Source organism: Bifidobacterium actinocoloniiforme DSM 22766, assembly GCF_001263395.1.
Lineage (GTDB): Bacteria > Actinomycetota > Actinomycetes > Actinomycetales > Bifidobacteriaceae > Bombiscardovia > Bombiscardovia actinocoloniiformis.
In genome coordinates this window covers 1,307,994-1,320,969 of record NZ_CP011786.1, presented here as the reverse complement: position 1 = coordinate 1,320,969, position 12,976 = coordinate 1,307,994, and the positions used below count along the sequence as shown (strand labels likewise).

At 61.2% G+C, this 12,976-nt stretch carries 13 protein-coding genes; 2 read left to right on the top strand and 11 right to left on the bottom strand.

The features are described from left to right. Window positions 1-132: 132 nt before the first annotated feature. Window positions 133-360: a FeoA family protein gene (locus AB656_RS05475; protein WP_081924921.1), complete on the bottom strand. Its 228-nt coding sequence runs from the start codon at window positions 358-360 to the stop codon at window positions 133-135. Window positions 361-620: 260 nt separating this feature from the next. Between AB656_RS05475 and AB656_RS05470 the strand changes: the two genes are divergently transcribed. Then, the gene (locus AB656_RS05470) at window positions 621-1,289 is read left to right on the top strand and encodes an endonuclease III domain-containing protein (protein WP_051905401.1); all 669 of its coding nucleotides are present in this window, start codon (window positions 621-623) and stop codon (window positions 1,287-1,289) included. 328 nt (window positions 1,290-1,617) lie between these two features. Here the strand turns inward: AB656_RS05470 and AB656_RS05465 are convergent, their stop codons facing one another. From AB656_RS05465 to AB656_RS07860, 5 genes are all read right to left on the bottom strand, one after another. After that, complete coding sequence (locus tag AB656_RS05465) at window positions 1,618-3,267, bottom strand: MFS transporter (RefSeq protein WP_236681858.1); 1,650 nt, start codon at window positions 3,265-3,267, stop codon at window positions 1,618-1,620. A gap of 329 nt (window positions 3,268-3,596) precedes the next feature. Then, the gene (locus AB656_RS05460; RefSeq protein WP_033503956.1) at window positions 3,597-4,487 is read right to left on the bottom strand and encodes a 3-hydroxyacyl-CoA dehydrogenase; all 891 of its coding nucleotides are present in this window, start codon (window positions 4,485-4,487) and stop codon (window positions 3,597-3,599) included. A 316-nt stretch (window positions 4,488-4,803) separates the two neighbouring features. Then, window positions 4,804-5,199: a VOC family protein gene (locus tag AB656_RS05455; RefSeq protein WP_236681857.1), complete on the bottom strand. Its 396-nt coding sequence runs from the start codon at window positions 5,197-5,199 to the stop codon at window positions 4,804-4,806. A gap of 120 nt (window positions 5,200-5,319) precedes the next feature. Then, window positions 5,320-5,517 (bottom strand): hypothetical protein, encoded by a 198-nt coding sequence (locus AB656_RS05450; RefSeq protein WP_033503958.1) that lies wholly within the window; start codon window positions 5,515-5,517, stop codon window positions 5,320-5,322. 54 nt (window positions 5,518-5,571) lie between these two features. Continuing rightward, window positions 5,572-5,676 (bottom strand): MerR family transcriptional regulator, encoded by a 105-nt coding sequence (locus tag AB656_RS07860; RefSeq protein WP_144418947.1) that lies wholly within the window; start codon window positions 5,674-5,676, stop codon window positions 5,572-5,574. Between the two features lie 91 nt (window positions 5,677-5,767). Here AB656_RS07860 and AB656_RS05445 point away from each other — a divergent pair, with 91 nt between their 5' ends. Then, window positions 5,768-6,088, top strand: a complete 321-nt coding sequence (locus AB656_RS05445; RefSeq protein WP_033503959.1) for a hypothetical protein — start codon at window positions 5,768-5,770, stop codon at window positions 6,086-6,088. Between the two features lie 270 nt (window positions 6,089-6,358). On the opposite strand, the gene AB656_RS08025 is transcribed toward AB656_RS05445, so the two are convergent. From AB656_RS08025 to AB656_RS05420, 5 genes are all read right to left on the bottom strand, one after another. Beyond that, window positions 6,359-6,505 (bottom strand): hypothetical protein, encoded by a 147-nt coding sequence (locus AB656_RS08025; RefSeq protein ID WP_193786715.1) that lies wholly within the window; start codon window positions 6,503-6,505, stop codon window positions 6,359-6,361. A gap of 212 nt (window positions 6,506-6,717) precedes the next feature. Then, the gene (locus tag AB656_RS05435; RefSeq protein ID WP_033503960.1) at window positions 6,718-6,975 is read right to left on the bottom strand and encodes a Txe/YoeB family addiction module toxin; all 258 of its coding nucleotides are present in this window, start codon (window positions 6,973-6,975) and stop codon (window positions 6,718-6,720) included. Continuing rightward, window positions 6,972-7,256 carry a type II toxin-antitoxin system Phd/YefM family antitoxin gene (locus AB656_RS05430; protein WP_033503961.1) on the bottom strand — a complete coding sequence of 95 codons (285 nt, stop codon included), beginning with the start codon at window positions 7,254-7,256 and terminating at the stop codon, window positions 6,972-6,974. Before AB656_RS05430 ends, AB656_RS05435 begins: the two co-directional genes overlap by 4 nt. A 93-nt stretch (window positions 7,257-7,349) precedes the next feature. Further along, window positions 7,350-9,512 (bottom strand): YhgE/Pip domain-containing protein, encoded by a 2,163-nt coding sequence (locus AB656_RS05425; RefSeq protein WP_033503962.1) that lies wholly within the window; start codon window positions 9,510-9,512, stop codon window positions 7,350-7,352. Window positions 9,513-9,612: 100 nt separating this feature from the next. Continuing rightward, entirely contained in the window at window positions 9,613-12,213 is a 2,601-nt protein-coding gene (locus tag AB656_RS05420) for a YhgE/Pip domain-containing protein (RefSeq protein WP_051905400.1), read from the bottom strand. Window positions 12,214-12,976 lie beyond the last annotated feature (763 nt).

Sequence of the window (12,976 nt, the reverse complement as noted above, 5' to 3'; positions counted from 1 at the left end):
TCATGCGTCCCCATTTCCATTTCCCGCGATTCCAGCGTCTCCTGCGTCGCTACGCTCGGCCGCTTGGCCTCCTTAGCGAGGTCATCAGCCATAGTGATCCTTCCCTCTTGAACCTGGATCGGTCTGTCTGCCTCAGCTTACTTTCACGACGATGTGCTTGGCAGTAGCCCCGTCCAAGGCGATGCGTTCCGAGCCGTGGGCGATGACGCGACCTCCGAAATTGGCTTTCTGAATGACCCTGACCCGCTCGTGCTCGCGGAAGCCGAGCTCCCTTAGCCGGAACCGATAGGCGCTGCTCAGGTCAATGCGACATATCTCTATGTCCACGCCCAGCGGGCAGGTCCGCAATGTCTCGGTCATACTTGTGAGAGTAGTTCCCCAACCGCCCCATGTAAAGATTCGCCGTCCACTTTTCCCAGGACTTGCCCCATGCTTCGGTTGCAGGTGAGAGGAAGCGGGAGGTTCGTCTGCCCAGGGATGCCTTAGTGGAATGGACCGATACCCATAGCGGGGAATGCTGCGGCGGTGGCCGCACTGTGGTTGTGGATGCTGTACTGTGCGGGTGATTGGCGAGGAGCGCGGGAATTGACCTAGGGGGTGTAATGCGCTACTAACGGAGTATGGACAAGCAACGATTTGAGACGACTCTCGCCGCGGGCTCGCCCGCACCACCGACCTCCCGCGAGCTCTATCAGGCTCTGCAGCGCACATTCGGCCGGATGGATTGGTGGCCGGCCGAGACCAGCTTCGAGATGATGATGGGCGCGGTGCTGGTCCAGCACACGGCCTGGGAGAACGTGGGCAAATCCTTGGACGCCTTGCGCCAGGCTGGGCTCCTGCATCCCGCCGCCATGGCGGAAGCTGAGTACGAGCGGGTCAAGACGCTGATCAACCCGAGTGGCTTCATGACGGCGAAGGCGCGCACCTGCATAGCGCTCGCCCAGTGGCTGCTGGGGCGGGCAACCGATGCGGCGGACGTGGAGCCCAGCGTGGACCCTGGTCTGCGCGACAGCCTGCTGACGGTGACTGGAGTCGGACCTGAGACCGCTGACGTGATCCGTCTCTACGCCTTCGGGCAGAAGTGCTTTATCTGGGACCTCTATTCCCGGCGGCTTCTAGCGGCTGTTGGGTATCCGAATTGGGGCAGCTACGAGGGCGCTTGCGGACACGAACGGGAGTTCATCAACGTGGACGAGTACACCTTGCCTGAGATGCAGGGATACCATGGGCTGATTCTTTCCGCAGGCAAGCGCGCCCGCCGCGAAGGCTCCTGGGATTTTCTGAGGTAGCGACAGGGCTGGTCATCCAGATTAACGGTCCGTGGGGTTTTGGGGCTCCGGGTGCCGTTGGCTTTCCCGTACTCCGTATTAATCGGAGGGGGCTATTGCCGGCATGGGCATGAGCGCTCCCAGCGGCCTCTTCCGGGACCTGTCGAGCAGCTTGAGCGGGGGCATCCCTCTGATGCGGTCCGTAGATATGCCAGGTCGTCGCCCCAAGGTGAATCGTTCGCCAGGGTCGGGGTCGAATGGGCCGATTGCGCGCGCAATCGAGCGCGTTCCATACAGCGAGAGGCCGCCCTTCCGTCTCTTGCGGTGTATTGGGTGGCCTCGCGCTGTCTCACATTTGCTGGGTTTCGCGGATGGCCCGGGCGGCGGTTTTTATGGTTTCGGGGACTTGGCGGGTGCCGTTGGCCTCGGCGTCTTTGATGATGGCCTTGACATCCAGATCCGGGTTCTTGTCTTGGGTGGCGACCAGGTCGCGTGCCTCCTGCTGGCTGGAGACCGTGGGCAGGGTGCCGGGCATGGGCTTGCGCGCCGACTCCTTGAGGAAGAGCACGGTGACCAGGCCGCAGGCGGAGGTGAACATGATCCAGTAGGCCGGGGCCAGGTCACGTCCGGTGGCTGAGACCAGGGCCTCCATGATTAGGGGCGCGGTGCCGCCGAAGATGGCGACGGCCAGGTTGTAGGACAGGCCCATGCCGCCATAGCGGGAGGCGGTGGGGAAGAGGGCCGGCAGCGATGAGGCCAGGTTCGCCACGAAGAAGATGACTGGAATCGCGATCAGCAGCAGGCCCAGGAAGGTGGTGCCCGCGGTGCCCTGTTCCATCAGTTCAAATGCGGGGATGACCAGCGCCAGGCCGGTAAGGGCGCCCGCGAACAGGATCTTCTTGCGGCCGAACTTGTCGGAAAGCGCGCCTGTGAGTGGGATGCAAGCGGCCACGATCAGCAGGATGGGTAGGGTCAACAGATTGGATTGCGCCATGTTCTGGTGCAGGGTGGTCGTCAGGTAGGTGGGCATGTAGGTGGTCAGCGTGTAACCCAGCGTGTTGGCGGCCGCCACGAGCACGAATGCCATGAGCAGCTCCCTCCAGTACCCGCGGATCAGGCTGATGACGCCCTTATGCTCGGCCGCGGTCTTCTCTGTCGTGGCGTTCTGCGCCTGCTGGAAGGCGGGGGTGTCCTCCACCCTGGTACGGAAGTAGACCGCGATCGCGGCCAGCGGCAGGGCGAGGATGAAGGGGATGCGCCAACCCCAGGCTTGCATGGCCTCGGGGCTGAGGTTGAACTCGATCAGGGAGACCAAACCCGCGCCAAAAGCGAAGCCCAAGTAAGAGCCTACGTCGAGGAGGGAGGCGAAGAAGCCGCGGTGGCGGTCGGGCGCGTACTCGGTGACCATGGTGGTGGCACCGGCGTACTCGCCACCGGTCGAGAAGCCCTGGGCCAGCTTGAGGATGATCAGGGCCAGAGGCGCCCAGAACCCGATAGCGCTATAGCCGGGCAGCAGGCCGATCAGGAGGGTTGCGCCCGACATGGACAGGAGGGTGAAGGCCAGGATGCGCTGGCGGCCCAGCTTGTCTCCCAGTTGTCCAAGCACGATGCCGCCCAGGGGGCGGGCTATGAAAGTAACCGCGAACACGCCCAGGGAGAAGAGCCGCTGGATGGCGGGCGAGGCGTCGGACAGGAAGACCACGCCGATCGTGATGGCCAGGTAGCCGTACACGCCCACGTCGTACCATTCCATGAAGTTACCGACCACGGTGCCTGCGACGGCACGCTTGAGCGTGGCTTTCTCGACGACGGTCACATCGCTCACATGTAGGCGCCGTCGCCAATTGCGGAAGCTGTATGGGGTCTGTTTCTTTGGCTTGCGGGGCATCCCGCCCTTACTGTCGGGCTCTCCGTCCGCTTCCGCCGCTGGGCTGTTGGGCTTGGCCCCATCCTCGCGGCTCGTATTCATGTGGGTATTCGTAGTATTCTCGGCTGTCATGTTTTCTTCCCGGCTCCTGCGGCCGTGGTCTTGGTCTTGCTGGCTCTGGTTCGCCTCTGGGCTGTCATCTTTCTTCACAACAATGTCATAATGTGTGAGTTTATCACTGGGGGCTCGCTGCGCCTCGCTCAGGGCTTGCGCCGTCTGAATCGCGCTCTTATGGCCAACTGGACCGGGCTGGGGGCTGGGATTTCCGCGCATGACAAAGCCCGGCGGCCCGTCTTTCCGAGCATTTCGCTGGTGGGGAACCTCGCGCCGGGCTTACGTCTTAGGTGTGTGGGTCGCAGGCCGGATTGGCGGCTGCTGCGCCGCTGCGGCCGGACGGACCGTCAGGCCTTGAGGAAAGCGGGGTCGGCGAACTCGGGGTTGGGGTAATGATAGAAGCCCTCACCCGACTCGCGGCCTAGTTTGCCCTCGTCCAGCATGGCCTTCATCTTCTCCAGGTAAGGCTGGGCCTTAGGGTCGTCGCCCTGCTGCTCCTTGGTGATGTTGTAGCAAGTGCGCAGGCCTACCAGGTCCATGATCCCGAACGGGCCCATGGGGGCGCCCGTGCCGATCATCCAGGTCTTATCGATGGTGTGCGGGTCGGCGATGTCCTGGCCCCAGAGGTAACTGCCGGCATCCAGCAGCGGGATCAGCAAGGTGTTGAGGACATAGCCCGGCTGCTCCTTCTTCAGCTCGATCGGCACCATCCCGATTTCGCGCGCGTACTGCACGACCTGCTGGTATATCGCCGGGTCCGTCTTGGGCGAGCCCATGATCTCGGCGGTGTTGTTCTTCCAGACCTGGTTGGCGAAGTGGAGGTTGAGGAAGCGGTCCGGCCGGCCGGTATCCTCCATGTAAGTGGAGGGCACGTAGGTGGAGGAATTGCTAGTGAAAATGGTGCGCTCAGGGGCCATCTTGGCCAGGTTCTGGTACAGGCCGTGCTTGATTGAGGGGCGCTCGGGCACCGCTTCGATCACCAGGTCCGCATCTGCCACGGCCGAGGCCAGGTCGGTAGTGAACGACAGGCGGCCGAGTCCGGCGTCGAACTGCCCGTCGGTGGCCTTAATGTCGTTCTTATAAGAATCACGTAGGCCATTCACGCGTTTCTTGACCTGCGCGATGGCTTCGTCATTGATGTCGTAAATGATGACGGCCTTACCCTTAAAAGCCGACTGGTAGGCGATCTGGCTACCCAGCACGCCCCCGCCGGTTACGGTCACATGTTCCAAGCTCATCTGTGAACTTCCTTTCGTTGAGCGGCCCGACGTTGGGCCGACTCACTGCTACTGCACTTCCCAATCTATCCGCTCGCCCCCGTGGAAACCACCCCTGATAGCCCCAATATTGTATGGAACCGCACATCCTCGCCGGCATGATCTTCGAGGCGCCTGGCTTAAGGTCGTCACTGAGCCTTGCCGCGCATCAGATGGTCCTCAATGATGGGGGGGGGCGTCGCCCTCTGGAATGGAATGGCCTTCGCGGGCTCTTCCCGTCCCACGATCGCGATGATCGGGCTCGGCTTCTTGGGGTGTGCGCCGGCTCGGCGCCCGCTCACAGGATTTGGCAGAATTCGATGGTTTCCTTGTTGGGGCCCCAGATGTTGAAGTAGCGGATGCCGTGGTCCCAGAAGGAGGGGATCGACTGGATCTCCTTCTCCTTGATGTTCAGGTTCAGCGCCTTGGCGTTGGCCCAGGCGGCCTCGATGTCGGGGGCGTCCAGGGCCCAGTGGTTGATGGCGCCCGTCGTCATCGGCGCGGTCTCGCCTTCCCAGGTCTCGATCGTCAGGTGCCCGTAGCGCAGGAAGGCGCAGCGGTTGCCTCCGTTAAAGAAGGTGTCCACCAGCTCGAAGCCCATCTTCTCCGTGTAGAACTTGATCGTCTCGTCCAAGTCCCAGGCGATCATGCCCGAGTGCTGTAAATCCGTGGTAAACGCCGTCATTGGTTTCATCGCGTGACTCCTTGGTTTTCGTCGGTCCACCCTGACCGCTGATATAGTCCTCTCTATTCTAACCGGATTTTTCGAGCGGTCGCACTTCCGGGCAGGCCTTGAATCTGGTGGATGGAGGGCTCAGCCTAGGAGCTGTTCCAGTTCCTTCTTCGCCGTTTTGAGAGAGGCGGTGCGGCGGGCGAGATCGGCCTGCTGTTGGGCGATGGAGGCAAATTCCCGATTCACTAGGTCCAGGTTGGCTTCCCGTTGTTCCCGGGTGCCGCATTGAGTCTCATGCCTGCCATGGATTTCGACGATGGTGGCTATCGAGAATCCCATGCCTCTTAAGGATTTGTCTTCTTCAAGGGCCTCTTTCTCCGGTGGACCGAAGTCTTAGTTGCGGCCTGCTCGGCTGGGCTGCAGCAGCCCAGCCACCATGTAAAAGCGCACCGTGTCCTTGGTGGTCTGATGCCGGTGCGCGAATTCGCCGATCTGCATGCCGCCTCTTCCTGTGCGCCGACTTTTCTGCGCAATTTGCTGTGGGGGTCCCCCCCCCCATATGTTTCAATTGAAGCACGAAAGGGGCAGTATGAGAATCCTGAATGCCATCTACGTCAGTGCGGTGGTCATATACGCAGGGCTGATGATTATTTCCGCATTGGCTCTTATGGGGAGTGTGCCGGTCTGGCCGCTTCTGGCCACACTCCTCTTCGCTTGCTGCCTCCTGGCCGCCTTACGCTGGGACTGGCTCCTGCCAATCGGCCTGTTAGGCTTGATCGCGGCCGCCGTCGTTAACGGATTCAGCATGTATGGCCACATCAATCCGCCCCACCTGCTGGCCCGGCTCGCTGTTTCGATGGTGTTGCTCGGACTGTGGGCGGTGAAAAGGAAAGGAAATCCCGTAAGCTAATAACGTCTATTGCGCGCGATCACCTCCATCTACGTGCGCGACTTGGCGAGAACCTGGTGGAGCTTTCCCTGCTATACCGGGCGATGGCCGCTGCTTCCGCCGGGGCAGTCATGCCGCACTCCTGGCGCCAATCTCGGTATGTGCACTGAGGGAGGAGCCTAGGTCGGTCATGAGTTGGCAGCGGCGGACCGGGTTGAAGGCGGTGGCGGGGTCAGACCAGTAGCGGTTTTCGTAGAGCCAGGCGGGGAGGGGCTGGTGGTCGGGCGGTTCCTAATCGTAGCGTGGGTAGGCGTGGGCATGCAGGTATTCGTCGGTGTTGCCCAGGATGTCGTAGTTGATGCGCCCGGGTTGGCAGACCGCCAGTGTCGCGTCTCCCAGGACCGACATGTCCAGCAGGGATTGAGACCGCTCTTCCATGCCGAGCTCATTGAGCGAGCCCACGTGCCGGTGGGGGAGCAGAATGCGCCAGCCAGGCAGGAACCGCATATCCGCAAAAACCGTGAATCCGCTCGGCAACTCAGCGATCGCCGTGGGGTTACGCCTCTGCCGAGCCGCCCCAATCCGGTCCAGCCTTCCAACCCTCGTCCATAAACCCAGCATATAAGGGCTGGGAGCGATCAGTGGGCGGCTTATTGGTAGTGGCTGCGGGCGGAGAGGATGGTCAGTTTGGTGGCGGTGAAGGTGTATATGAGGCGGTTGGCGGAGTCTATGCGGCGCGACCAGGCGCCTTGGAGACCCCACTTGAGCGGCTCGGGCTTGCCGATGCCGGAGTCGGGATGGCGGAGGGTGTCGAGAATCAGGGTGTTGATGCGCTTGAGGGTTTTACGGTCCTGGGACTGCCAGTAGCGGTAGTCCTCCCAAGCGTCTTCGGTCCAGCCCAGAATCATGCCGCCGCCCGGCGCTCCGGCTCGTCGTCGTCGACCAGGCTGTGTTCGCTGGCCTGGCCCTGAGCTACCGCTGCCAGACCGCGGGTGATTTTATCGCGCAGATACGGGTTTTGGTAGATGCGTAGGGTCTCCATGAGGGAGTCGTAATCATCGGCGCTCATCACGACCACGTTGTCTTCTGGGTCGGTGTTGGTCACCAGGAGCATATCCGCGTCCTCGTTGACCTTATGCATGTACGCCTTAAGGCTCTTGCGGAAGTTGCTGTACGCTACGGCCTGCATGTCGTCCTCCTCCCCAGTCCGGTAGACTAGTGTCGTTCGATATTGTACAAAAATCTGTACATTTAAATCAACGAGGAAGAGGAGAGGAGCGCATTACTCCATGAGTTTGGTGGCTTCTATCTTGGATACATACCACTGGTTGAACTTGACTAGGGGCTTGCGTAGGACCAGGCCCAGCAGGATCATGGGCGGCACGAAGAGGAGGAGCTTGCTGATCTCGATCCAATAGTCGTTCATGTAGATGCCGGCGATTGCGGCGCGCATGGCCTGTATTGAGTGGGAGACCGGCAGATACGGGTTGACCGCTGAGACGAAGCCTGGCAGTACTTGCAAGGGGTAGGCGCCCCCGGAGCCGGAAATCTGCATGACCAGGTAAATCACGCCTATGGCCTTGCCTACGTTGCCAAAGGAGGCGACAAGGGTGTAGATGAAGAAGGCGTAAACCAGTCCGCTGATCCAGCCGGTGGCCATGAACAGCCAGGGGTGCGCCGCATGGACTCTGATGAAGAGGAGGGAACCGGCGCAAGAGAAGGTGGACTGCAGGAGGGAAATCACCGCGAACACGCCAAAGTGCCCCAGGAAGAGCTGGTGGGGCTTTGGATCGCCTAGGGCTTCGCGTGTGCGGCGGGAGACCGTGATTTTCAGCGTGACCGCCATCAACAGGGAGCCCACCCACAAGGGGATCAGGGTGTAGAAGGGGGTCAGGGCCGCGCCAAAGGACTGCACCGGGTACAGGGTTGTGCGGCTGAGTTTGACCGGCGCCGCCAGAGTGGCGGCCAGCGTCTCCGGGTCGTTGGAGCCCAGGATTCGGCGGACCGTGTCCATGTCGCCGCTGGTCAGGGCGGCGTTGAGTTTGCCGGTGAAGTCGGTCAGGCGGTCGCTGGTCTTAGCCATCGTGGCTGACATGGAGCTGAGCATGTCGTTCACGTCGGCCATGTCTTTATTCACCGCGCTGGTGTCGGTTCTTAACCCGCTCAAGGTGCTCTTGAGCTGTGAGCTTGCGGACCCGAGCGTGGCGGTGGTCGCGTTGACCGAGGATGCGATCTGCTTGATTTGCGGCCTGAGCTTGGTGTTGAAATCGCTGGAAACGCCGGAGATCGAAGCTTTGGCCTGGGCGGCCAGATCCTTGATTTGCTGCCGCTGCTGGGCGGACTGCGCGTTCCTGTTGCTCACGTTTGCGGCGGTGGATGATAGGGAGGAGCTGAGCTGGCGGAGCTGCAAAATCACCGCGTCCAGGCGCTGGGAGACCGAGTTCTCGCCGGTGGTAGCGACCAGAGCGCCGCGGATCCGCTGGTACTGGTCGGCCTGCTGGCTCACCTGCTGGGACTCGCGGTTGAGGCCGGCGGCCGCGTCCGCCACTGAATGATTAGCAGTTTGGAAGGTGGAATCGATGCTGCTGCCCACCGCATCGTAGGAGGAGGATGAGGCGACCAAGGCATCCGACAAGCTCTTAGCGGTGGAGTCGAGCGCGCCGGACACGTCACTCACCTGATGATTGGCGTTCTGCAAGTCACGTCCGGCCTGGTTGGCTCCGTCCGACAAGGAGTCGACCATCTGGGTGGAGGATGTCATCAGGCCTTGCGCGTCCTGGGAAAGGGAGTCGAAGTTGTTGAGGATGGCGCTGGCTTGACTCAGCTCTTTGGCGACATCGTCCACGTTGCCGGTGAACCGGGTCAGCATGGTCTTGGCCTCAGGCCGATCCATCTCGTCCGCCAGCTGGGAGGCGATGGACAGCGCGGTGCCGGTGATGGTCTTGGCGAACATCTCATTGATCTGCCCGGCCACCTGGTCGGCGCCCTGCCCAGTGACCTTAGGGGCCAGGGCGTTGGTCTTCTCGTTTGAGTAGTAGGCCAGCTTGGCGTGGTGGGCGTCGGCCGAGAAGAAGGTCATCATGTCGTGGCTGAAGTTTTCGGGAATGACGACGGAGGCGTAGTACTTGCCGGATTTAGTGCCGTCGATGGCGTCATCCTTGGAGGTGAAGGTCCAATCCAGCTGGCTGTTGGCGCGCAGCTCGTTGACCACCTGGTCACCCACCGTCACCTTGACCGGGATGAGGTCGGATTTATAGCCTTTATCCACATTTGCTACCGCGAACTTGAGGTTTTTGGTGTTGGAGAAGGGGTCCCAGCTGGCCGCCACGTTGAACCACGCGAACAGGCCTGGGATCACGACGAGCCCTATGACGATGATGATGGAGACGATGTTGGAGGTGATTCGCTTGAGGTCACCGGTGAAGAGCTCCCACATGGACTTCATGCCCGTTCACTTCCTTCCCCTGGTTTGGCATATCCGTTTCACCTGCTTAGGCAGCACTGTTCGCTCCATCCGCTCCGTCAACCTCATCCGCTTCCCACGCTTAATCCCGCTTGGCCGCGGGATTGGTCACGTCCGAAGGCAGGTGGGCCGGCATGGCGGCCCGCCGCCTGCGCCGAATCTTGCGTCGGGGGCGGTCGAAGTCGAAGACCATGCCGCGAATGGTCTGCTCGGACAAAGTGCCCAGACGAATTTGGCGCACCACATGGTCTCGCATCATCTCAATCGCCATCAGGAAGGCGATGATGACCAGAATCCAGATGACCCAGGCCGCCAGGGCGGTCACCATAGTGCCGGAAGTGAAGGAGAAGGTGACCGCCAGGATGGCGGGCACGACGATGCCGGCGATCAGGGCCCCTCGCTTGAGCCGGGGGTACAGCCGGGCGAAGCTGGTGGCGCGCGCCACGATCGCCTGCCGGTATTCGTCCTTATTGGCGAGCACGGCCAGGGCCTGGGCCAAGGAGAATTCGCTGCTGATGCGCTCCACCGGCTCTCCGACCAGCATGTCCGAGTCCTCGATTTCGCGGGCGAACAAGCGATTGAGGTTGTTGAGCCGGGGCCGCCCGTAGATGCCGAGGACGAAGAAGAGAAGGGCGAATACACCGAGCTTGGCCAGGTCCATGGCCCAATCGTTGCGGTAAAAGCCGCCGATCGTCTCGCGCAGGGCGTTGATTGAGTAGGTGAACGGGAAGAAGGGGTAGAGCCGGCGGAAGAAGGAGGGCATCATCTCGATGGGGTAGAGGCCGGATGCGCCGGGAATCTGCAGGATGACCAACACGACGCACAGGCCCTTGCCCACGTGCATGAACGTGGTCGAGAGGGCGTAGGCGATGGACAGGTATATCAGGGAGGTGATTGCGCCGGTCAGCACGAACAGGGGGGCTGAGATGGTCTGCACGCCGATCAGTATGGTCCCGATGGTGGTGGTGACGCCTTGCAGGGCCGCCAGGGGCGCTAGGAGGAGCCAACGGCCCCAGTAGCGCTCCGTGGGCGTGGGGTCGTCCAGGCCTTCGTCGTCCACCTCCAGCTTGACGATGACCATCAGCACGAACGCGCCCACCCATAGCGAGAGGTTGACGAAGAGGGGGGCCATGCCGGAGCCATAGGAAGCCACCGGGTAGAGCACCTTAGTGTCGAGCACGGTGGGCGAAAGCATGAAGTCCGCCACTTTCGCCGCATCGAGCTTTCCGTCTTTGCCAAAAACTTGGGGCAGGGCGTTGGCGGTGTCCAGCGCGTCGATGTCGGTGGAGAGGGTGGTCAGTTTGCCTTGCAGCCCGGAAAGGTAGGAGTCGGTGGAGGCCAGGGACTGGCGGGTTGATGAGGTGGCCTGATCCAGCTGGCCCAGGATCGCCTTCGCTTGCGCGATGGTGGTGCCTTGCGAGCTCAGCCTGGCGCCCAGGCCACCCGAGGCGGAGGAGAGGGAGTTCAAGCCGTTGTTGAGCTGGGGCAGGGTTCCGGCGATGATGTTTTTGCGGGCGTTGCCTGAGGCGGACAGGGAGTTCTGGGTGGCGTGGTTGAGGGTGTCCGCTAGTGAGGCGGTGGAGGCGATGGTGGCGCCGGTGTCCGCGTTCAGCTGCTCCAGGGCCCTGATTGATTGGCCTAGGGACTGGTTTTGAGCCTTGAGCTGGTTGATGATGCCGCTGGTGTTCGGCAGGCCTAGGTCCTCTAAATCCTTGATGATCTGCGCGTTCGACTGGTTGAGCTGTTTGGCTTGGGCGATCGCCGAACCTACGCCACCATTGGCTTCGGCCAGCATGCCGGTCGCCTGGGAGACGGCCACGTTTGCCTGGGCGCTGGCCTGGCCCAGCTGGGAGGACGCTTGATCGAGGTTCGTGGAAGAGGAGTCGATGAACCCGTTGAGCTCGCCTTGGGCCTGGCTCAGCAGTGTGGACATGGAGGAAAGCGACCGGCCGGCGTCACTCTTGAGGTTGTCGGCTTGGTTCAGGGCTATGCGCGCCTGCTGGGTCTGGTTGGGCACCTGCGAGAGTTGGCCGCTTACATCGCTGATGGTCGAGCGGGCTTTGTTGATGTTGCCCTGCAAGGCCGCGAGATCGGATTCCGCCTGGTTGCCGGCCGCTTTACTTGCCTGGTTGAGGTTCTCGTTGGTGGTGTCGACCGCGCTGGAAACCACCTTGGAGACGGTGGAAACGAAGGTGTTATTCACCTGTTTGTCGACCGTGGCGGCGCCGGTGTCGGTCACCTTGGTGGCGATGGCGTTGGCCTTTTCGTTGACGTAATACTGGAGCTGGGGGCGGGCCGATCCGTCGGTCACCACACTGGAGAGCTGCTTGCTGAAGTCACGCGGAATGATGATGGCCGCGTAACTCCTGCCCGACTTGACCTGGTCAAGGGCCTCGTCCCGGTCCACGAACTGCCAGCCCAGTTGCTTGTTCGACTTGAGCTGGGAGACGATTTGGCCGCCCAGGTTCACCTTGCCCATGATTTCGGAGTTGGCGCCCTTGTCTTCATTCACTACGGCCACGCGGATGTTAAGCGTGTTCCCGTACGGATTCCAGAAGCCAAGGACGTTGAACCAAGCGTAGAGCGGCGGGATGAAGACGAGGCCGAACATAATCACCCATGCCGCAGGTACACGCAACAACCGCAGCGCGTCTCTTCTGACGATGGCAAGCACGTTCCTCATGGTTATTGTCGTCTTCCTTCGGGGGTCGTGGTCCGGCTCGTCCGCCAGGCACAGGGTGCTGCGGGCATACCAGGAGCCCAATATTAGTCATCTACTACTACGAAACGCGGGTTTCGCTATGAACGTGGCGACCTTCGACAATGCTCACACTAGGTTGTGCTCTCCACTTAACGCATAGCCGTCGAGTGGGACTGTTGTGGAGAGGTGTTCTCTTGAATCGTGAACCCCATTGAGTTTGGCAACATGCGTCTGCCGTAATGGTCTGAATGTAGCCAAGGAGGGGAGGGCGACCCGAAGATGATTCGGGTTGGATTTCGACCTAGAGTTACTTGATTCGTCGTCCGTCGGGCTTGCGGAGAGCTTGCAGTGTTTTGAAGAAGAAATACGCGGATCAAGGACGGTACGTATGACAGGTCATTCTCACTCCCAAGGGCGGACCGTATTATTAACGCGCAATTACAGCGCTGACGAACTGAATTGACTAATCGTTTGGCAATTCAGTTGAAGTGCCTGAAACGCTGGCGAGTTCTCCACAGCTATTTCAAGGGGAGGAACATGGTTTTGAAAAGACATCTACGCGAACCCGTTCGGCCTTCACAGTAGCCCTCGATACGGTCACCAGTTTAAGGAGACCGAGAACAGGCGCGCACAATCAAAGCAGGTATGGCCACTACTCTGGGTGATCTGCAGGCGCCCTCAATTTGACCACCTATTACCGCTTATCACGTCCTCCGCATGGTCGGTAGGGTGCCGTTAATAAGCG